The sequence below is a fragment of the Rhizobium bangladeshense genome, from assembly GCF_017357245.1.
Taxonomy (GTDB): domain Bacteria; phylum Pseudomonadota; class Alphaproteobacteria; order Rhizobiales; family Rhizobiaceae; genus Rhizobium; species Rhizobium bangladeshense.
Map to the genome: position 1 here is coordinate 1,941,457 of NZ_CP071612.1, position 20,228 is coordinate 1,961,684.

Consider the following 20,228-nt stretch of genomic DNA (forward strand, 5'->3'; position numbering starts at 1 on the left):
GGCTAAATTCTGGTTTGGCTCGCACTGGCGGGCACAAGGAAAAGACATGCGGAATCTTGTGGTTCAAATCTTCACCTGGTGGAACAGTCAGACGATAGGCACGCGTTTTGCGACTTGGCGTTTTGGCAAGCGCGTCGGCGAGGATGAATTCGGCAACGTCTATTATGAAGGCGGCATGTCTTCCTACGGCCTGCCGAAGCGCTGGGTGATCTACAAGGGGTATGCCGAAGCCTCCGCCATTCCGCCGGGCTGGCATGGCTGGATGCATCATCGCACCGATGTTCCGCCGTCCAAGGAAAATTACGTCGCCAGGGAATGGCAGAAGGCGCACCGTCCGAACCTCACCGGTTCTCCGCAGGCTTACCGTCCTCCTGGCTCTCTCGCTGTTCCGGGGGAGCGGCCGCGCGTCACCGGCGATTACGACGCCTGGACACCTGGCAACTGAGACGGCGGCCTGACCGGGCGATCGCAAGCTCGGCTTTTGGCCACAATTGACCTTTACCCGCAGGTTGACCGCGCTTGACCGCGGCCATGAACTGAAAATGTCTGGAGACGGGTACATATGAAGCTCTTCACGCGGAACATGGTCCTGCGTGGCGCCGGATCGCTGCTGGCGCTCTCGGCTCTGCTTCCACCGGTTGCGGCATATGCCGCACGCATCGACAATCCGGTTGCCGTCTTTTCCGGCCTCGACAAGATCACCGGCCGCATCACGACGTTCGATGTTTATGTCAATGAGACGGTACAGTTTGGGGCGCTGCAGGTGACGCCGAAGGCTTGCTATTCGCGCGACCAGGCGGAAGCGCAGAAGATCGACGGCTTTGTCGAAGTCGACGAAATCACGCTCGACCGCAAGATCCGTCGCATCTTCACAGGCTGGATGTTTGCCGACAGCCCCGGCCTCAACGCCGTCGAACATCCGATCTACGACGTCTGGTTGAAGGACTGCAAGACAAGTTCGGACGTTCCGGCTCCCGATAACGCCAAGGCGACAGCCCGCTGATTCAGGTCGGTTGGAGCCGGCGTTCAAAACTTAAGGTGTGGCGACTCCATAGCGGCGGCCAATAGCACCGCATAATCTGCCTTGGGGACGTCGATCGCTCCGAACGTCTTCAGGTGCTCGGTGGTGAATTGCGTGTCGAGCAGCGTGAAGCCCCTTTCCCGGAGCCGTTCGACCAGATGCACGAGGCAAATCTTCGAGGCGTCAGTTCGGCGCGAAAACATGCTTTCGCCGAAGAAGGCCGAGCCGAGCGAAACGCCGTAGAGGCCACCAACCAGTTCTTCGCCATCCCAAGCTTCGACCGTATGGGCATGCCCGATTTCGAAGAGCGTTGTGTAGAGCGATTTGATCGTTTGGTTGATCCACGTGCTCGGGCGGCCGGATGTTTCCTCTGCGCAAGCCGCGATCACCCCATCGAAGGCGTGATCGAAACGGATTTCGAACGGTTTCCTGCGAACCGTCTTGGCGAGGCTTTTCGATATGTGGAAATCATCGAGCGGCAGCACGCCGCGCAATTCCGGTTCGACCCAGAAGATCTCCGGGTCGTCGGCGGATTCGGCCATCGGAAAGAGGCCGATGGAATAGGCGCGCAGGAGAATGTCAGGGGTAATGCCTGGTGACTTCCTGCGCGGTCCTGCCATTCCTGTCCTATGCCGCTGGCGTGTTGGCGAGATAATGTTCCAGCCAGTGGATATCGTAGTCGCCGTTGGCGATATCCTGGTTGGAGACGAGTTCCTGGAACAGCGGCAGCGTCGTCTTGATGCCGTCGACGACGAACTCGTCGAGCGCGCGGCGCAGGCGCATCATGCATTCGACGCGGGTGCGGCCGTGCACGATCAGCTTGCCGATGAGGCTGTCGTAGTACGGTGGGATCTTATAGCCCTGATAGGCGCCGGAATCGATGCGCACGCCAAGGCCGCCCGGCGCATGGAAATGCGTGATCGTCCCGGGCGAGGGAACGAAGGTGCGCGGGTCCTCGGCATTGATACGGCATTCGATCGCGTGACCGGAAAAATGTACTTCGTCCTGCGTCACGGAGAGACCGCGGCCGGAGGCGACGCGGATCTGTTCGTGTACTAGGTCGATGCCGGTGATCGCCTCGGTGATCGGATGCTCCACCTGCAGGCGGGTGTTCATCTCGATGAAATAGAACTCGCCGTTTTCGTAGAGGAATTCGATCGTGCCGGCGCCGCGATATTTCAGCTTCTTCATCGCATCGGCGCAGATCTGGCCGATCTTCATGCGCTGCTCGACGTTGAGTGCCGGCGAATTCGCTTCTTCCCAGACCTTCTGATGGCGGCGCTGCAGCGAGCAGTCGCGTTCGCCGAGATGAATGGCATTGCCTTCACCGTCCCCGAAAACCTGGATTTCGATATGGCGCGGCTTGCCGAGATATTTTTCCATGTAGACGGCATCGTTGCCGAAGGCCGCCGCCGCCTCCGTGCGCGCCGTCGACCACGCCTCGATCAAATCGGCCTCGCTCTTGGCGACCTTCATGCCACGTCCGCCGCCGCCGGCGGTTGCCTTGATCAGCACGGGATAACCGATTTCGGCGGCCGTCCTCAGCGCATCCTCTTCGGTCTTCACTTCGCCGTCCGAGCCGGGAACGACGGGAATGCCGAGTTCCAGCGCCGTCGTCTTGGCGGTGATCTTATCCCCCATGATGCGGATATGATCCGCCGTCGGCCCGATGAAGGTGATGCCGTGGGCGTCGAGGATATCAGCGAACTTGGCGTTCTCGGACAGGAAGCCGTAGCCCGGATGCACGGCGTCGGCGCCGGTGATCTCGCAGGCAGCGACGATCTGATGAATGTTCAGATAGCTGTCACGGGAGGAGGGCGGGCCGATACATACGCTTTCGTCGGCAAGGCGCACATGCATGGCATCGGCATCGGCGGTGGAATGAACCACGACGCAGGCGATGCCGAGTTCCTTGCAGGCCCGGAGCACGCGAAGGGCGATTTCCCCGCGATTGGCGATGAGGATTTTCGAAATCATGGGCTTGGGCCTATTCGATGACGACGAGGGCTTGGCCGTATTCGACGGGATGTCCGTCATCGACGAGAATTTCGGTTACCTTCCCCGATTTCGGCGAGGGAATCTGGTTCATCGTCTTCATCGCTTCGATAATGATCAGTGTTTGGCCTTCCTTGACGGTTGCGCCAATTTCGATGAAGGGACGCGCGCCCGGAGCAGGCGCCATATAGGCGGTGCCGACCATCGGTGCACTGACGACATTGGCCGGGTTCCGACTGGGCGCTGCGGGCGCGGCAGCGGCGGCTGCCGGAGCGGCGGCTGCGGCCGGAGCTGCAAAGGCCGGTGCAGCGACCGGCGCCTGGACGTAATGCGGTGTGCCGCCGCGCGAAACGCGGATGCGCAGATCGTCCTGCTCGACCTCGATCTCCGTCAGATCCGTCTCGTTAAGAATATTGGCGAGATCGCGGATCAGTGCCTGATCGATACCCGATTTCTTTTCAGCCATGGTATTGCCCTGTCTTCTTCTTATGCCGTGATGTTCTTCAGCGCGTGGAGCGCCAGGATGTAGCTGTGAGGCCCGAAGCCGCAGATCACGCCCTTGCATGCCGGCGCGATCATCGACTTGTGGCGGAATTCTTCCCGTGCATGGACGTTGGATATGTGGAGCTCGATGACGGGGATGGAAATAGCGCGGATCGCGTCGTGCAGGGCGACTGACGTATGCGTATAGGCGCCTGCATTGATGGCAACGCCGACGGCCTTTTCGTCGGCCTCGTGGAACCAGTCGACCAGCGTGCCTTCGTGGTTGCTCTGACGGAAGTCGATATCAAAGCCGAGTTCGCGTCCTGCCGCCTTGCAGTCCGCCTCGATGTCCGTGAGCGTCTTGCCGCCATAAATGCCGGGCTCTCGTTTACCCAGCATGTTCAGGTTAGGCCCGTTCAGGACAAAAATCGTTTGCGTCATCGAATGTTCCGTAAAATGCACGACGGCAACCTATAGACTCCACGAGGGCTGAATGAAAGCCCTTACGGGTTGGCCGGCAGGAATCGCGCCACATTTGTCCACATGGCTGAAACGCTTCGAATTTGGCGATTTGATGAGTTGCCGGTCGGCCGCCCGTTTTGGTCAGCAGGCGGTCTTGCCGCAGCTGCGCATGTTCTTGACCTTGGCTTCGAGATCGTCGAGCCCGACGGCGCCAGGGACGAGTTCGTTGCCGATGACATAAGAGGGCGTGCCGCTGATGCCGAGGCTGGAGGCAAGCTGATAGGTCGCCTGAACGATTCCGTCGTTCGGACTCTTTGCCATCTCGGCGCGGATCTTATCCTCGCTAAAGCCGAGAGAACCTGCGACAGCGATCGCACTTTCTTCCGAGGCTCGGCCTTCGCTGCTGAGAAGGGCGACATGGAAGTCGGCATATTTCGCAGGCGCCAGCCTGCGGAAGGCGTCGGCCACTTTGTGGGCGGCAACTGAATCCGGCCCGAGGATCGGGAATTCCTTAAGCACGAAGCGGACGTTCTTGTCCTTCTTCAGCAGCGCCTGCATGTCGGTAAGCGCGTGTCGGCAGTAGCTGCAGTTATAATCGAAGAATTCGACGACCGTGACATCGCCTTTGGGGTTGCCGAGCGTCACGTCATCCTTCGATTCGAAAATTCCGGCGCTGTTCTCTTCGATCGCCATATTCGCCTTCACCAGCCGCGCGGCTTCCTGCTTCTTCTGCAGCGCCTCCTGGACCTCAAGCATGATCTCGGGGTTATCGATCAGATATTGCTTGATGAATTCCCCAAACTCCTTCTTCTGCTGATCGTCGAGCGCTGCTGCTGGAAACGGGAGCGCAATCGATGCGGCAAGCGCCAGTGCGGTGAAGCTTTTCGGGAAGAAGGCCATGATATCCTCGTCATCGGCGATGTGGTCTTGGTCGAGAAAACCTTCGCCGGGTTATGGATTTGAACGCGTCGCGTCAAGGTACGGTGCGTCGAGGTCTGTTCAAACAGGAATTTTCACCCCCGCACGACCCTCGCGGGATTGTGATGAGCCGATTAATGCGGCAATTGTCTGGCCATTATCGAAGAAGTCGAGCGAGAAGCGATCTTGTTTTCCATATCCAAACGCAGCGAAGTCGAGCCTTTTCATGCCATGGACGTTTTGGCGGAGGCGACGAAGCGGCGGGTAGCCGGCCAGCCCGTCATCTCCATGGCGGTCGGTCAACCCTCGCATCCCGCGCCTCAGGCTGCTCTCGAAGCGGCACGCGCCGCACTTGCCGAAGGCCGGATCGGTTATACCGATGCACTGGGGACGGCGCGGCTGAAATCGGCGCTCGCCTGGCACTACAAGGACCGTCACGGCTTGGACATCGATCCCGCGCGCATCGCGGTAACCACCGGTTCCTCGGCAGGCTTCAATCTTGCCTTTCTGTCGCTTTTCGATGCCGGTGATGCCGTGGCAATCGCAAGACCGGGTTATCCCGCCTATCGCAATATTCTCGGCGCCTTGGGTCTGAACGTTCTCGAGGTGCCGGTGACGGCCGAGACGCACTTCACCCTGACGCCTGAGAGTCTAGAAGCGGCGCAGCAGCAAAGCGGCGTCAGGCTGAAAGGCGTGCTGCTCGCCAGCCCCGCCAATCCAACCGGCACTGTGACCGGCCGCGACGGGCTGAAGGCGCTTGCTGATTATTGCGCCGCCCAGTCCATCGCCTTGATCTCCGATGAAATCTATCACGGGCTGACCTTCGCCGGCGAGGAGGCGAGCGCCCTTGAGCTGACGGACGAGGCGATCGTCATCAACTCCTTCTCCAAATATTACTGCATGACCGGCTGGCGAATCGGCTGGATGGTGCTGCCGGAGCGGCTGGTGCGGCCGATCGAGCGGGTGGCGCAGAGCCTCTATATCTCGCCGCCCGAACTCTCCCAGATCGCAGCGGTAGCCGCGCTTGGCGCAAGCGAAGAGCTCGATCATATCAAGACGAGCTATGCCGCAAACCGCGAGCTGCTGCTCGACCGCCTGCCCAAGATGGGCCTTGCGCCCGCTTCGCCGATGGACGGCGCCTTCTACGCTTATGTCGATGTCTCGCGCTTCACCAATGACAGCATGGGTTTTGCCAAGCGCATGTTGGCCGAAATCAATGTCGCGGCGACGCCGGGCCTGGACTTCGATCCGCTGGAGGGACATCGAACCCTGCGCCTTTCCTACGCGGGCTCGCAAGGAGAGATAGCCGAGGCGGCGGAGCGGATAGCAGTCTGGCTGAAGTAGGGCTGTGTGGGCAAGCGGCTACTTGCCCACTGCTGCTTAATCAGCTTCCCGAAGAAAACAGTGAAGCGAGTGTCGAAGCCGGCTTGTTGTTCAGCCGCGGAACCACCACCAGCTGCTTGATCTCACCGCGTTTGAAGGCGGCCAGGAAGCGCTTATAATCCTTAAAGGACACGCAGCCGTTGGAATCCCCGTACTTGCCAAGCATATAGGTGTGGGCGAGTAGGCCGACGCGGTCAAAGATGGCGTCCGAGCCTTCGACCGGCGTCAGGCGGATCGCCTCGACACCGTGAAAGAGGCTCTCGCGCATGGTAAGGACATAGGTGTGCGGCGGCGTCGGCCCGCGCATCTTCTTGTCGGCGTAGCGCGGCTTGTCGCGCATCTTGCCGAGACCGGAATGGGCCTCCAACCGTTCGCCATTCGGCAGATAGACGGTGCTGTTTTCGATATCATAGATTGCGACACCTGCCCGCAGCTTCGGCGAAAAGACCGGCTTGTCGTAGCGCGGCACGGCATCGTCCTCGTCGTCTTCGATCGGCGAGTTCGGCTGGGCATAGGCCAGAACAGACCCGGCAGAGCGCTGTGCACCCTTGGCGACCGCTGCCGGTTTGCCAATGAGCCCGTCCGGACGCGCCATCGGCAACGGCACGGAACCTGCGTCGGGTGACAGGACGAGATCGAAGGGTTGATCCTCTGCCGCTGCGACCATCACCGGTGCTGAATCTGTTGCAGGAACTGAGGCGGTCCTGACAGAATCGATCGGCTCGATCGGGGCGGGGGCGATCTGCCGGGGGCCTGCCTCGGCCAGCGCTACCATCGCCTGGAGTTGGGCCGCGGCGACGGATTCCTTTGATGGGACGATGATTCGGTTGGTGTTATCTTCTTCAGTCTCTGCCGAGGCGAGCTCGACAGGCGGCGGCGCGATCGCATCGTCCTTGCGGAACTTGGCGCTGTCGGAAATCGCGGCAAGGAGGGGTTGCTCGGCAGCCTTGGTGAGCCGATTGTTCTTCGTAAGAGCCGCCAATGCCGTTGCTGCGGCGGCAGTCTTTTCAGCATGCGACTGGATGAGGCTTGCTGTCAGCGGCATCTTTGGCTTCGCGTTGAAGGCGGCCAGCCGGTCACCTTTGCCGACGTGGATCAACCGCTCGAGGCGAGTTGACGGCGCCACCTTCGGGGCGGCCCCGATCTGTGCCAGGCTGTCTGGTGGAGAAAAGTGCCCGGCCACCGAATGCATCGTTGCCAAGGTCGCGATCAGCCATGTTGAGGTTAAAAGTCCGGCGCTGACGACACCGTAAAGAAAGCCGCGAGATTTGCGCGAACGCAAAACAGATCCGCCAAGAGGGGCGACGTTATCCAACGTCCCAACCGCAAACGCCATACTACACTCGTCTTTCAAACTCGCTACGCAGGCCGGCGGCACTGACTGACTAAACTTCGCCGGGGCCGGTAGGGCCGCAAAAGGGCCGAATTTAGGCCGCCTGCGACTTCCGACTGTTTCGCAAGGATGACGAATTATGGTTTCTAATTTGTTTACGTGATATCGCTGTTTCTTACGACGTCGCAAAAACAGAAGCGCGCCGGCTTCTCAGGTGCGTTCCATCACATAACTTCCCGGCGCCTCCTCGATTGCGTTCAGCGCATCGCCGCCGGGTTTGCGCGCGCCAACGCGCCGTCCGTCATGCGTCTCGATCCAGGCCTGCCAATGCGGCCACCAAGATCCCGGCGTCTCGGCGGCCCGCGCGAGCCAGGTCTCATAGTCGCCCTTGGCCGGGCCGCCCGTCCAGAATTGGTATTTCTTCTTGTCGGGCGGGTTGACGACGCCGGCGATATGTCCCGAGCCGGTGACGACGAATTCCACCTTGCCGCCGAAAAACTGGCTGCCGAGGAAGACCGATTTGGCGGGCGCGATGTGGTCTTCGCGGGTGGCGAGATTATAGATCGGGATCTTCACGTCCTTCAGCGATACGCGCTTGCCATCGAGAATCATCTCGTTCTGCGTCAGAGCATTTCGGAGATAGCAGTTTCGCAGGTAGAAGGCGTGGTTTGCCGCCGCCATGCGCGTCGAATCGGCGTTCCAGAACAGGAGATCGAAGGGCAGGGGCTCTTGGCCCTTGAGGTAGCTGTTGACAAAATAAGGCCAGATCAGCTCGGAAGCGCGCAACATGTTGAAGGCCATCGACATCTTCGTGCCGTCGAGATAGCCGGCGGCCCGCATATGCTCTTCGAGGGCTGCAAGCTGCTCCTCGTCGACGAAGACCTTGAGATCGCCGGCATGGGTGAAGTCGACCTGCGTGGTGAAGAGCGTGGCGGTCTTGATGCCTTTGTTTTTCTCCTTGGCATGCAGCGCCAGCGTTGCCGCCAGTAGCGTGCCGCCGACGCAGTAGCCGACGGCGTTGACTTCCTTTTCGCCGGTCGCCTTCTCTATCGTCTCGAGCGCGAAATCGATGCCTTCGCGGGCATAGGCTCCCCAGTCCTTCTCCGCGTGACGCGCGTCCGGGTTGACCCAGGAGATGACGAAGACGGTCTGGCCCTGATCCACGCACCATTTGATGAAGGATTTCTGCGGGTTGAGGTCAAGAATATAGAACTTGTTGATCCAGGGCGGGCAGATCAGCAGCGGCCGCTTCAGAACCGTATCGGTCGAGGCTTCGTACTGAATGATCTGGCAGATATCGTTCTGGGCGATGACCTTGCCCGGCGTCAGAGCCATGTCGCGGCCGACGGCGAATTTGGTCATGTCGGTCTGCCGAAGGCGAAGCTCGCCATTCCCGGCAGCGATGTCCTCGGCGAGCATCTTCATGCCGCGCACCAGGTTCTCGCCTTTGCTTGCAATCGTCTCACGGTAAAGCTGCGGGTTGGTAGCGATGAAGTTGCTGGGCGAGAGTGCTGCCGTGATCTGCTTCACATAGAAGCCTGCCTTGTGCTTGGTGTGCTCGTCGAGACCGTCGGTCTCCGACACCAGCTTGTCCACCCAGTCGGTCGTGACGAAATAGACCTGGCGGAGAAAGTCGAAGAAAGGATTTTTCTGCCAATCTTCGTCGGCGAAGCGCTTGTCCTTGCGAGTGTCTGGTTCGGGCGGCAGCGGCTCACCCTGCATGCGCTGCATCGAGCGCATCCAGATGCCGAAAAACGAGGACATCAGCTCTGTCTGCGCCTCGAAGGTGCGACGGGGATCGGAAATCCAGTATTCGGTGACCTTGGAAAGCGTCTTGACCATATCGGTCATCGGATCGATCACGGTGTCGGTGATCTCGCCGCGTTCGCGCGGCGCAAGCCAGGCCGAGGCGGCTTGCCCGAGATTTTCGAGCGCCCGGGCGAAATTCATCGCCATCGTCTCGGGATCCTTCAACAGATAGGGATCGAGATCGGCCGCGTCGAAACCGGTCTTGTCGCCATTCTTATGGCCGCCACTCTCCTGCTTGCTGTCGGTCACCATTTCCTCCGGCGGCAGCACCCATTTTATCCATTCGTTGTACATCGTGATCGAACGAGAAAACAAGTTCCAGCCGCATCGGCTCGTGCTATTGCTTTGTGGCTACGACAAATTTAACAGTCGAAGCAGTCAGAACTGGATTTGAGGCATGACGAAGAACGGCATTCGGCGCATCGCAACCTTCAACCGCACCGCATTGATCTGCGCCGCGGCGGCGATGACGCTTGCCGGATGCAATCTGACGGCGGAGGAAAAGGCCGCGGCCGCCGCTAGGCGAGCGGCGCCGACCGCCGTCGTCATGCCGGCCACGAAGGGTGAGCCGGTGGAAGGCGGTCTGACGAAATCGCCGGACGGCTACCCGAATTTCGGCGCGCCGCTGACGGCCGCCAATGTCCAGATGAGCGATGAGCAGGCGGCCGAACTGCAGCATCAGTTGACCGCGCTCGCCGCCCGGCGCAAGGCCGGCACGATCTCGGAAGCCGAATATCAGGCCAAGGTCGCCGAAATGCGCCGCCTTGCCGCCGAACACGGTGCGCAGACGCTATCCGAAATCTCCAAATAAACCTTGCCTTTCAGGCAATTTGGACGCAAAGCCTTCCGGATGGATCGGAAGATGCGAATTTCCCGATAATGCGTTGTTGCGCGGCCTTTCCGTCAAAGATTCGCCGCGTGGCTTGGGTCTGATGAATACGGCGCTGCGATTGTGAGGTTCGTGTCGCAGCCGCCGGGAGACGGAACGAACTTCGACCGCGGCCCAAAAGTCGCCTTTCCATGGGGAATGAAATGGAAGAGTTTCACAAAGTCCGGCGTTTGCCGCCTTATGTTTTCGAACAGGTCAACCGTTTGAAAGCAAGCGCGCGAGCGGGCGGCGCCGATATCATCGATCTCGGCATGGGAAACCCTGACCTTCCCACTCCCCAGGCGATCGTCGACAAACTGTGCGAGGTCGTGCAGGATCCGCGCACGCACCGTTATTCCTCCTCCAAGGGTATACCGGGCCTGCGCCGCGCCCAGGCCGCCTATTATGCCCGCCGCTTCGGCGTGAAGCTCAACCCGGATACGCAGGTGGTCGCCACCCTCGGCTCAAAGGAAGGCTTCGCCAATATGGCGCAGGCAATCACCGCGCCCGGCGACGTGATCCTTTGCCCGAACCCCACCTATCCGATCCACGCCTTCGGCTTTCTGATGGCCGGCGGCGTGATCCGCTCGATGTCGGTGGAGCCGGACGAGACCTTTTTCCCGCCGCTTGAGCGCGCGGTCCGGCATTCGATTCCGAAGCCCTTGGCGCTGATCCTCAACTATCCCTCGAACCCGACTGCCTTTGTCGCGACGCTCGATTTCTACAAGGACGTCGTCGCCTTCGCCAAGAAGCACGACATCATCGTGCTCTCGGACCTTGCCTATTCGGAGATCTATTTCGACGGCGCTCCGCCGCCATCGGTCCTCGAAGTGCCGGGCGCGATCGACGTGACGGTCGAGTTCACCTCGATGTCGAAGACCTTTTCCATGCCGGGCTGGCGCATGGGCTTTGCCGTCGGCAACGAGCGGCTGATCGCTGCGCTCACCCGCGTGAAGTCCTACCTCGACTATGGCGCCTTCACGCCCATCCAGGTGGCGGCGACACATGCGCTGAACGGCGATGGTTCCGACATCGCCGAAGTGCGCAACGTCTATAAACGTCGCCGCGACGTCATGGTCGAAAGCTTCGGCAAGGCCGGCTTCGAAGTGCCGCCGCCGGCTGCCACCATGTTCGCCTGGGCGAAGATCCCGGAAAAGTTCCGTCATCTCGGTTCGCTGGAATTCTCCAAGCTGCTGGTCGAGAAGGCCGACGTCGCGGTTGCCCCGGGCATCGGCTTCGGCGAGATGGGCGACGACTATGTCCGTTTGGCGCTTGTCGAAAACGAACACCGCATCCGTCAGGCTGCGCGCAACATCAAGAAGTTCATGTCGACGGCAGATGAGACGATGCATAACGTCATCTCGCTGAACGCTCACCGTTAATTCCAACCGCGAAGACAGCCGCGGAACTGCGGCTGTCTCTCACCAGACATTTCAGGATCGATCCATGGCAGATGCCCTCAAAATCGGCATTGCGGGCTTGGGCACCGTTGGCGCCTCGCTTGTTCGCATCATTCAGCAGAAGAGCAACGAGCTTGCCGTCACCTGCGGGCGTCCGATCACTATCACGGCGGTCTCTGCGCGCGACAAAACACGGGATCGCGGCATCGATCTTTCCGGCGTCACCTGGTTCGACCGGCCCGAGGACCTCGCCGAAAAGGGTGACATCGATGTCTTCGTCGAGTTGATGGGCGGCGCCGAAGGGGCTGCCAACATTTCCGTGCGCGCCGCACTCCAGCGCGGTCTCCATGTGGTGACAGCCAACAAGGCGCTGCTTGCCTATCATGGGGTCGAGCTTGCGACGATTGCGGAAGAAAAGGGATCGCTGTTAAATTTCGAGGCGGCGGTCGCCGGTGGCATCCCGGTCATCAAGGCGTTGCGTGAATCGCTGACGGGTAACGCCGTCTCACGCATCTATGGCATTATGAACGGCACCTGCAATTACATCCTCACCAAGATGGAAAAGGAGGGGCTGTCCTTCGCCGAATGCCTCAAGGAAGCCCAGAGGCTGGGTTATGCCGAGGCCGATCCGGCCTTCGACATCGAGGGCAATGATACCGCCCACAAGCTCGCAATTCTGACAACGCTTGCCTTCGGCAATCGCATCGCGGCTGACGACATTTATCTCGAAGGCATCACCAATATCTCGATCGAGGACATCCACGCCGCCGCCGAACTCGGCTACCGCATCAAGCTGCTCGGCGTTGCCCAGCGCACCGAGACCGGAATTGAGCAGCGCGTGCACCCGACCATGGTCCCGGTCGATTCCGTCATCGCCCAAGTCGACGGCGTCACCAATGCGGTGGCAATCGAATCCGACGTGCTCGGCGAACTGCTGATGGTCGGCCCGGGCGCTGGCGGCAATGCGACGGCCTCGTCCGTGCTTGGCGATATCGCCGATATCGCGAAGAGCCAGCCGGGGGCCCAGCGCGTGCCGGTGCTCGGTCATCCCGCAAAGGCGCTGGAGCCCTACCGCAAGGCGCAGATGCAGAGCCACGAGGGAGGATATTTCATCCGCCTGACCGTGCTCGATCGCACTGGCGTCTTTGCAAGCGTTGCCACACGCATGGCGGAAAACCACATCTCGCTGGAATCGATCGTCCAGCGCTCCAAGCAGCACCTGGCGCCATCGCATCACCAGACGATTATTCTCGTTACCCATGCGACGATGGAGGAGTCGGTGCGCAAGGCGGTCGCCTCAATAAAATCCGAAGGCTATCTTTTCGGCGAGCCGCAGGTAATTCGTATCGAACGGCCAAAAGAAGAAGCCTGAGCATTTCAAGCCCGGAAGCAAAAGCCACCCTGTCTCTGACAGGGTGGCTTTTTCTGTTAATCGTTCCGTCTCCCCTTACGGAAGTTTATATTACCAAATGCCGAAATATTGATATAAATAAAACCATAGATGGTGAGTCGTCGCGTGGAGCATTTCATGAGCAAGGACAGCCATGCCGGGAAGGAGCATGGCTGCCCGAGCAAGGCGCCGCCAGCCCGTCCCGATATGTTTGCAGACATCCTCAAGCCGGTGCGCCGTGACTTTCGTGAAAAGAGCCTTGATGAGGCCCTTGATGACGAAGAGACGCAAGGCCGCAACTGGGCCATCCTGCTGACGCTCTTTTCGTTCTTGTTGGTGCAGATCGGCGGCTTCGCGGTGATCGTCTGGCTGATCTTCTGGTAAAAATCCGTGTCTGCAAATCCATCGCTATGTTATCTCCGCTGCTCCTGTAGAAAGAACAGATGAAGTCAGCGGAGTTTGGCATGGCAGATCTCGTCGATCCGGTACAACGCGCGTTTCTCGGCGTGGAGAAATCCGTACTCGACAATCGTTGGGTTGCAAGACTCGATCAGGCCGGCCAGAACCGCGCGCTCGCCATTTCGCAGATTCACGGGCTGCCGGATCTGATCGCCCGCGTTCTCGCAGGACGGGGCGTTCCGGTGGACGAAGCGATCGAATTCCTCGATCCGACGATCCGCAGCCTGATGCCCGATCCCCACACGCTGACCGATTGCGAAAAGGCCGCAATCCGCCTCGTGAATGCGATCGAGCGCGGCGAGAGCGTGGCGATTTTCGGCGACTACGACGTCGACGGCGCTGCCTCCTCGGCGCTGATGTTCCGCTTTTTCAGCCATTTCGGCGTCAAGGCGAACATCTACATCCCCGATCGCATTTTTGAAGGTTATGGCCCCAATCCGGCGGCGATCAACCAACTGATCGACAATGGCGCCCGGCTCATCGTCACCGTCGATTGTGGGTCCACCAGTCACGAGGCGCTTGCGGCGGCCGCCGCGCGCAATATCGATGTCGTCGTCATCGATCACCACCAAGTGACACATGAACTGCCGCCATGCCATGCACTCGTCAATCCGAACCGTGAAGACGATCTCTCGGGGCAGGGGCATCTTTGCGCAGCCGGTGTCGTGTTCATGGTGCTGGTCGCGACATTGCGGCTGCTGCGCGCGGCCGGCAACAAACACATCCTGGCGCTCGATCTACTGCAATGGCTTGATATCGTGGCGCTAGCGACGATCTGCGATGTCGTGCCGCTGAAGGGCCTCAACCGCGCCTATGTGGTGAAGGGCTTGGTCGCTGCCCGGCACCAGAGCAATGCCGGCCTTGCCGCGCTCTTCCGCAAGGCGGGGCTTGCAGGCCCGGTAACTCCTTATCATTTCGGCTTTCTGATCGGCCCGCGCATCAATGCCGGCGGGCGGATTGGTGACGCCGCACTCGGAAGCCGGCTTCTGACGCTCGATGATGCCGGCGAGGCGGAGGTGATCGCGCAGCGCCTCGATGAACTCAACCGTGAACGTCAGGCAATGGAAGCCATGATGTTGCAGGAGGCGGAAGCCGAGGCGCTTGCCGAATATGGTGACGGCGAGGGCGCCTCCGTCATCGTCACTGCCCATGAGAAGTGGCATCCGGGTATCGTCGGGCTGATCGCGGCGCGGCTGAAGGAGAAATTCAAACGGCCGGCCTTCGCGATTGCCTTCGATCCCTCCGGCCGCGGCACCGGCTCAGGCCGCTCCATCAACGGCTTCGACATGGGCAGGATGGTGCGTGCTGCGGTCGAGGAGGGCATCCTCGTCAAGGGCGGCGGCCATGCCATGGCCGCGGGGCTGACGGTCGAGCGTGCCGATCTCGGCAGGCTGAGGACCTTCTTCACGGAGAAAGCGGCAAGGACCGTGGCGAGTCTCGTCGCCAACGAGACGCTGAAGATAGACGGTGCGATCGGCGCAAGCGGCGCCACCCTTGAACTCATCGACCGCCTGGAGGCCGCCGGCCCCTACGGCTCCGGCCACGCCCAGCCACTGTTTGCCGTACCGGCTCACCGTGTTCGCGATGCACGCCTGGTCGGCGAGAAACATGTGAAGGTGACGCTGGAGGCAATGGACGGATCGCGGCTCGATGGAATCGCCTTCCGAGCCGCCGATACCGGCCTCGGCAATCTTCTCATCAATTCACGCGGCGCGACTGTCCATGTCGCAGGCTCGCTCGGCGCCGAACATTACCAAGGTGCACGTCGCATCCAGCTGCGCATCTGCGACGCAGCGCCGGCAAGATAAACGGCTGCGTTAAACGGTGGCGATTGAGCAATTTAGAAGAAATAAAGTGGCACGCCCTAGGGGAGTCGAACCCCTCTTCCCAGAATGAAAATCTGGTGTCCTAACCGATAGACGAAGGGCGCTTCCTTCGTGGTGGCGCCCTTATAGTCAGCACCTTCGAAAGCCGCAAGCGCCAAGGCGCGAAAAAATCACCGTTTTCGCCGATTTTTTTGTGCTGTGGAAAACCATGGCATCACGAGGTGGCGGATAGCTGGAATTACGAACCGGCGGAAGGGGCGGCGGCACTGCTTAGGCTCGATGGTACGCCCTAGGGGAGTCGAACCCCTCTTTACAGAATGAGAATCTGTCGTCCTAACCGATAGACGAAGGGCGCAGGCCATCTGCTAGAATAGGCGCGCGCGCTGGCTTCTGCAAGCGGATGCGATGCTACTAATATGGAGAGAAAGTGGCACGCCCTAGGGGAGTCGAACCCCTCTTCCCAGAATGAAAATCTGGTGTCCTAACCGATAGACGAAGGGCGCTTCCTTCGTGGTGGCGCCCTTATAGTCAGGCACTTTCGATCCCGCAAGCGGCAAATTCGATTTTTCTCAAAAAAATGACAGATATTCCGGCGGCAATGGTAATCTGAGATTACCGCTGCCAAATCAAAGGTTTGCAGAGCCTCCCAGAAGAAGATGAAATTCAGCTGACGTAGGGTGAGGGAACTTCGCGCTCGCGGTTTCAGATCGCTCTTGCAGTGGTCACCGGCGCCCGTTTGCCGCCGCAACCCCAATTCCAGTCGCGGGTCTTGCCGGTGTCGAGATGGACGGAGTCGGTGTGGCAATAGGTGCCGACGCCGCCGCGATCCGGCAAGGAACGAATATAGGCGGCGATATCCCACTTGGACACGCCGTCGATCTGAATGTCCGCGGCCTCACAGCTCTTGTGCATCGATTCGTCAGCGCCGCCGACCATGCGGTTGTGTTCTTCGTTGCGATAACCCGAGGTAACGATGACAGGTCTGCCGAAATGGCTTTCGACCGCCCTGATCACTTTCAGCAGGTCCGGCTTGAAGCAGCCGACTTCGACATGATCATTCTGGACATGCAGCCCGTTTGGCGCAACACGCGTCATTCCGGGCAGGGCCGCCTTGTGCAGAAGGCCGGAAAGGCTGCCGAGCAGGTTCTGCTTCGGTGCGCTGTAGAGGGCGTTTGTTGTCGATGCCGGAATTCCGCCCGTCGCCAGCGAGACTGTCTGTGCGGGCGCAGGCTGCGTGCTGGAATTTTCTGACGATTGCTGTGGCGGCACCGGCGCTGCCGGCTGTCCAGGCGCGGTGGGTTGGCTGTAGACGCTGCTTTTTGCAGGTACCACGCCTTCCGTCGGCCCATAGGCCTGGGGCTGGATGATAGTGGAGGTGCCGTTATTCTGCGGCAGCGGCTGGTGATCCGAAAAGATGCTCATCGCCTGCGCGTTGATCCGTGTCGACTGCATCACGAGCCCGCCAATGTTTGCAGGCGCCGGCATTGCCGGATCAACCGGCGGGACGGCGGCATTCGGATCTCCTGACACTATCTGCGGCGCGGTCTGGGCGCCGGAGACATTGACGAGCCGGGGGTCGGAATAGACTGAACGCGGCGAAGATTTCACGGGCGCCGTTGCGCCAAGCTGGGGCTCTGCGGCTGTCGCCGCCGGAGGCGCCGGAATCGCTGCTGCGGAATCAACCGCCTTCTTGTTCGATACGCAGCCCGACAGCACCAGCATGGAAGTGGCGATCAGCAATGCGCCCATTATGGGCATCCGCGTCTCAATATCACACAAGCAATCGGTCTCCGGTTGATGCGAAAAGCGGCGATATATTGCCCTCCTCCGCTTCGAGTCACCGGGAGATTGCCTGCGGGGCCGGATCGCGGCAAGCGCCAAGGCGCCGGCCGGACCCGAAATCGCAAAAGCCGCAAGCTTCGCAAAAGCCTTGCGGCCAAAACCCCTACCAGGCGCCGGTATTGCCCATAGAAGCCCAGGGTTCGGCGGCCGGAAGCGGGCTTCCTTTCTGCAGGATTTCTATCGAGATGCCGTCTGGCGAGCGCACGAAAGCCATGTTGCCATCGCGCGGCGGCCGGTTGATGGTGACGCCGTTATCCATCAGCTTCTGACAGGTCGCGTAAATATCATCCACCTCATAGGCGAGGTGGCCGAAATTGCGTCCTCCGCTATAATCCTCCGTATCCCAGTTGTAGGTAAGCTCGAGGCAGGGGGCTTTTTCGCTGCGCGCACGGTCGAGATCGTCGCGCGCGGCCAGGAAAACCAGGGTGTAGCGGCCCTTCTCATTTTCGTGGCGGCGAATCTCCTCCAGCCCGAAGAGCGTCGTATAAAAGGCAAGCGAAGCGTCCAGATCTTTGACGCGAACCATCGTGTGGAGATAACGCATTCTATCTACTCCTATATTGGGGCTGGCCCTTTTCGGCTAGCCGTGGTCAGCTTCGGGCAAGTCATCATCATAAAATGTGCATCTGGGAATAACCGAAAACTAGGACTTGCGCTTATCCGTTACCAAGATGTTAATCTTGATTTCAAGAATCAGTTAACCGTAACAGTGTGACGCGTATTCGAGGGGCTGGCGACAATGGCTGATAGGATTTCATCGAACGAATACACTGATCTCGACGAGCTGTCGTCAGAGACGGTCGACCTTGTTGAAATCACCGGTGTCGTCAAGTGGTTCGACGTCGCCAAGGGCTTCGGCTTCATCGTGCCGGACAATGGCATGCAGGATGTTCTCCTGCACGTGACCTGCCTGCGCCGCGACGGTTACCAGACGATCCTCGAGGGAACGCGCATCGTCGCCCTCGTCCAGCGTCGCGAGCGTGGCTACCAGGCTTTCAAGATTCTCTCGATGGACCAATCGACCGCAATTCATCCTTCGCAGCTGCCGCCGGTGCGCACCCATGTGCAGGTCACCGCGACAAGCGGGCTGGAGCGCGCGCTTGTCAAGTGGTTCAACCGCACCAAGGGCTTCGGCTTCCTGACGCGGGGTGAGGGCACGGAAGACATTTTTGTGCACATGGAGACGCTGCGCCGCTTCGGACTGACGGAACTGCGCCCCGGCCAGGTGGTCCTCGTCCGCTTCGGCGACGGCGAGAAGGGCCTGATGGCCGCTGAGATCCATCCCGATGTTCCGAGCCCAGCGAGCCGGTCGCACTGACATGCGCGGCCATATCCTTTTTCATGCGATCGGAAGCGCCATCATGGCGCTTTTTTTCTTGGTGGCTCTGCCGGCTTTGGCTGCGGAGGAGATGCGATTCGATAAGGAGCCGCTGCTTATTGAGACGGCCGCGGGCAAGACGCTGCGTTTCACCGTCGAGGTGGCTGCCACCGGTGATCAGCGCGCCCGCGGGCTGATGTTTCGCAAGTCGATGGCCGATGACGCAGGTATGATCTTTGATTTCGGCGAACCGCGGCGCGTCGCCATGTGGATGGAAAATACCATCCTGCCGCTCGACATGCTTTTCGCCGATACCACTGGCACGATCCGCCACATCAAGGAAAACGCGACGCCCTATTCGCGCGACATCATCGATTCGATGAGTGAAGTGAAATACGTCCTCGAACTGAATGCCGGCGTCGTCAGCAAACTCGGAATCAAGCCAGGCGACCGGATCGTCAGCGCCACGACAACGAAGGCGAAGTGACAGCGCCCAGGCCCGCGGCTAGAAGTTCAAGAATATAAGGATATTTGAATGGTCGGAGTGGAGAGATTCGAACTCCCGACCCTCTGGTCCCAAACCAGATGCGCTACCAGACTGCGCTACACTCCGTGCCGTGATTGGCAGCGGGAATACACGGTTCACTTCGCCGTCGCAACCCATAAATCCAGCTGTGGCCGCAGATTTCTCACCTGACCTGTGGACGCAACACGAAAATCTCGAGCGCCCGTTCGTTTTCTCTGCGGGGCGCAATTCGGCGTGGGTGCTGGATCGGCCTTAGCCGCGCGCGATCAGGCCGATATATTGGGCATAGCTGATGGCGACATAGAAGAAGGCGGTGATGCCGGCTCCTATCACAATGGCATTGAACTCTGCCGAACGTCTCATCATGCGTATGATCCACTGAAAGCGATTAGGCCGCAAACTAGTGTCCCGGGCTGGATGCGGCAATCAGCTTGTGATCACAACATGAGACAAGTGGTAATATTGCGCAATCGCATGCAAATGGATTGGGACAGATGGCAACGTGATCTGAGGGAAGAATGTGCGCAAGGTCCGATCTGGCGGCAGCACTATGTTCCCAACGCATTTGGCGCCTCGTCAGTGTGGAGGTAAGGGCGGTGCGCCGATCCGCCTTTTTTCTTGAAAAAACGGGGATTCGCGGATAAGCAAAATTCATCTCTTCGCGTTATCCGTAACGACGAAGCAAAGCCCGGTAACGGGATTGAGACCATGCAAGGCGGGATGTCCCCGCATATTCGGAGATGCCGCAGTCATGTCTGCCAAGATCTATCGTCCTGCTAAGACCGCCATGCAGTCCGGCAAGGCCAAGACCCATCTCTGGGTGCTTGAATTCGATCAGGAGTCGCCGCGCAAGATCGATCCGATGATGGGTTACACCTCCTCCAGCGATACGCGCCAGCAGGTAAAGCTCACCTTCGAAACGCAAGCGCTTGCCGAAGCCTACGCCCAGCGCAACGGCATTGAATACCGCGTTATCGCGCCGAAGGACCCGGCCCGCCAGGTTGTGGCCTATCCGGATAATTTCCGCTATACCCGCACGCAGCCCTGGACGCACTGAGATTTCTCGTCCACATATGCCGTCGTATCCTTGGGTGCGGCAGCAGACGGCCCCTTAGCTCAGCTGGATAGAGCACCTGCCTTCTAAGCAGGTTGTCGCAGGTTCGATTCCTGCAGGGGTCGCCATCTTTTCAAGGAT

General features: G+C 59.9%; 20 protein-coding genes and 5 tRNA genes. 12 read left to right on the forward strand and 13 right to left on the reverse strand.

The genetic code is table 11. From position 1 onward, the window contains the following. Nucleotides 1–46 precede the first annotated feature (46 nt). Nucleotides 47–445 carry an NADH:ubiquinone oxidoreductase subunit NDUFA12 gene (locus J2J98_RS09450; RefSeq protein WP_138394082.1) on the forward strand — a complete coding sequence of 133 codons (399 nt, stop codon included), beginning with the start codon at nt 47–49 and terminating at the stop codon, nt 443–445. A 117-nt stretch (nt 446–562) separates the two neighbouring features. Further along, on the forward strand, nt 563–1,003 hold the full coding sequence (locus J2J98_RS09455) for a DUF2155 domain-containing protein (protein ID WP_064709090.1): 441 nt from the start codon (nt 563–565) through the stop codon (nt 1,001–1,003). A 23-nt stretch (nt 1,004–1,026) separates the two neighbouring features. Here the strand turns inward: J2J98_RS09455 and aat are convergent, their stop codons facing one another. From aat to J2J98_RS09480, 5 genes are all read right to left on the reverse strand, one after another. After that, nucleotides 1,027–1,641 carry a leucyl/phenylalanyl-tRNA--protein transferase gene (gene aat / locus J2J98_RS09460; protein WP_064712856.1) on the reverse strand — a complete coding sequence of 205 codons (615 nt, stop codon included), beginning with the start codon at nt 1,639–1,641 and terminating at the stop codon, nt 1,027–1,029. A gap of 7 nt (nt 1,642–1,648) precedes the next feature. Further along, nucleotides 1,649–2,998, reverse strand: a complete 1,350-nt coding sequence (gene accC / locus J2J98_RS09465) for an acetyl-CoA carboxylase biotin carboxylase subunit (protein ID WP_064709088.1) — start codon at nt 2,996–2,998, stop codon at nt 1,649–1,651. Between the two features lie 10 nt (nt 2,999–3,008). Then, nucleotides 3,009–3,482 (reverse strand): acetyl-CoA carboxylase biotin carboxyl carrier protein, encoded by a 474-nt coding sequence (accB, locus tag J2J98_RS09470; RefSeq protein WP_064709087.1) that lies wholly within the window; start codon nt 3,480–3,482, stop codon nt 3,009–3,011. Between the two features lie 20 nt (nt 3,483–3,502). Then, nucleotides 3,503–3,940, reverse strand: a complete 438-nt coding sequence (gene aroQ / locus J2J98_RS09475) for a type II 3-dehydroquinate dehydratase (RefSeq protein WP_064709086.1) — start codon at nt 3,938–3,940, stop codon at nt 3,503–3,505. A 162-nt stretch (nt 3,941–4,102) separates the two neighbouring features. After that, nucleotides 4,103–4,861: a DsbA family protein gene (locus tag J2J98_RS09480; protein WP_064712855.1), complete on the reverse strand. Its 759-nt coding sequence runs from the start codon at nt 4,859–4,861 to the stop codon at nt 4,103–4,105. A gap of 204 nt (nt 4,862–5,065) precedes the next feature. On the opposite strand from J2J98_RS09480, the gene J2J98_RS09485 reads away from it, so the two are divergent. Further along, nucleotides 5,066–6,223, forward strand: a complete 1,158-nt coding sequence (locus J2J98_RS09485) for a pyridoxal phosphate-dependent aminotransferase (RefSeq protein ID WP_207602936.1) — start codon at nt 5,066–5,068, stop codon at nt 6,221–6,223. A gap of 40 nt (nt 6,224–6,263) precedes the next feature. On the opposite strand, the gene J2J98_RS09490 is transcribed toward J2J98_RS09485, so the two are convergent. Together J2J98_RS09490 and J2J98_RS09495 are read right to left on the reverse strand one after the other, a co-directional pair. Then, nucleotides 6,264–7,598 carry a DUF2778 domain-containing protein gene (locus J2J98_RS09490; RefSeq protein WP_207603107.1) on the reverse strand — a complete coding sequence of 445 codons (1,335 nt, stop codon included), beginning with the start codon at nt 7,596–7,598 and terminating at the stop codon, nt 6,264–6,266. 207 nt (nt 7,599–7,805) lie between these two features. Next, nucleotides 7,806–9,698 carry a PHA/PHB synthase family protein gene (locus tag J2J98_RS09495; RefSeq protein WP_207603108.1) on the reverse strand — a complete coding sequence of 631 codons (1,893 nt, stop codon included), beginning with the start codon at nt 9,696–9,698 and terminating at the stop codon, nt 7,806–7,808. 103 nt (nt 9,699–9,801) lie between these two features. Here J2J98_RS09495 and J2J98_RS09500 point away from each other — a divergent pair, with 103 nt between their 5' ends. The 5 genes from J2J98_RS09500 (at nt 9,802) to recJ (ending at nt 15,329) form a co-directional block, all read left to right on the forward strand. Next, on the forward strand, nt 9,802–10,215 hold the full coding sequence (locus tag J2J98_RS09500; RefSeq protein WP_064709081.1) for a hypothetical protein: 414 nt from the start codon (nt 9,802–9,804) through the stop codon (nt 10,213–10,215). A gap of 221 nt (nt 10,216–10,436) precedes the next feature. Beyond that, nucleotides 10,437–11,654 (forward strand): LL-diaminopimelate aminotransferase, encoded by a 1,218-nt coding sequence (locus J2J98_RS09505; protein ID WP_064709191.1) that lies wholly within the window; start codon nt 10,437–10,439, stop codon nt 11,652–11,654. Nucleotides 11,655–11,718: 64 nt separating this feature from the next. Beyond that, nucleotides 11,719–13,044 (forward strand): homoserine dehydrogenase, encoded by a 1,326-nt coding sequence (locus J2J98_RS09510; protein ID WP_064709080.1) that lies wholly within the window; start codon nt 11,719–11,721, stop codon nt 13,042–13,044. Between the two features lie 156 nt (nt 13,045–13,200). Further along, nucleotides 13,201–13,446, forward strand: coding sequence for a hypothetical protein (locus tag J2J98_RS09515; RefSeq protein WP_207602937.1), 246 nt, complete (start codon nt 13,201–13,203; stop codon nt 13,444–13,446). Between the two features lie 80 nt (nt 13,447–13,526). After that, nucleotides 13,527–15,329: a single-stranded-DNA-specific exonuclease RecJ gene (gene recJ, locus J2J98_RS09520; protein ID WP_207602938.1), complete on the forward strand. Its 1,803-nt coding sequence runs from the start codon at nt 13,527–13,529 to the stop codon at nt 15,327–15,329. A gap of 47 nt (nt 15,330–15,376) precedes the next feature. On the opposite strand, the gene J2J98_RS09525 is transcribed toward recJ, so the two are convergent. The 5 genes from J2J98_RS09525 to gloA form a co-directional block, all read right to left on the reverse strand. Then, a tRNA-Glu gene (locus J2J98_RS09525) sits at nt 15,377–15,451 on the reverse strand. Nucleotides 15,452–15,627: 176 nt separating this feature from the next. Then, nucleotides 15,628–15,702, reverse strand: a tRNA-Glu gene (locus tag J2J98_RS09530). A gap of 73 nt (nt 15,703–15,775) precedes the next feature. Continuing rightward, nucleotides 15,776–15,850, reverse strand: a tRNA-Glu gene (locus J2J98_RS09535). A 199-nt stretch (nt 15,851–16,049) separates the two neighbouring features. Then, complete coding sequence (locus J2J98_RS09540; RefSeq protein WP_375337100.1) at nt 16,050–17,105, reverse strand: YcbK family protein; 1,056 nt, start codon at nt 17,103–17,105, stop codon at nt 16,050–16,052. A 187-nt stretch (nt 17,106–17,292) separates the two neighbouring features. After that, entirely contained in the window at nt 17,293–17,733 is a 441-nt protein-coding gene (gloA, locus tag J2J98_RS09545; RefSeq protein ID WP_138394088.1) for a lactoylglutathione lyase, read from the reverse strand. A gap of 195 nt (nt 17,734–17,928) precedes the next feature. Here gloA and J2J98_RS09550 point away from each other — a divergent pair, with 195 nt between their 5' ends. Then, nucleotides 17,929–18,507, forward strand: a complete 579-nt coding sequence (locus tag J2J98_RS09550; RefSeq protein WP_064709076.1) for a cold-shock protein — start codon at nt 17,929–17,931, stop codon at nt 18,505–18,507. A 1-nt stretch (nt 18,508) separates the two neighbouring features. Beyond that, on the forward strand, nt 18,509–18,994 hold the full coding sequence (locus J2J98_RS09555; protein ID WP_207602940.1) for a DUF192 domain-containing protein: 486 nt from the start codon (nt 18,509–18,511) through the stop codon (nt 18,992–18,994). A 49-nt stretch (nt 18,995–19,043) separates the two neighbouring features. Here J2J98_RS09555 and J2J98_RS09560 read toward each other — a convergent pair. Then, nucleotides 19,044–19,120: transfer RNA gene (locus J2J98_RS09560), tRNA-Pro, on the reverse strand. A gap of 664 nt (nt 19,121–19,784) precedes the next feature. On the opposite strand from J2J98_RS09560, the gene J2J98_RS09565 reads away from it, so the two are divergent. Both J2J98_RS09565 and J2J98_RS09570 read left to right on the forward strand, forming a co-directional pair. Next, nucleotides 19,785–20,090 (forward strand): ETC complex I subunit, encoded by a 306-nt coding sequence (locus tag J2J98_RS09565; protein WP_064683560.1) that lies wholly within the window; start codon nt 19,785–19,787, stop codon nt 20,088–20,090. Nucleotides 20,091–20,138: 48 nt separating this feature from the next. Continuing rightward, a tRNA-Arg gene (locus J2J98_RS09570) sits at nt 20,139–20,215 on the forward strand. Nucleotides 20,216–20,228: the final 13 nt, after the last annotated feature.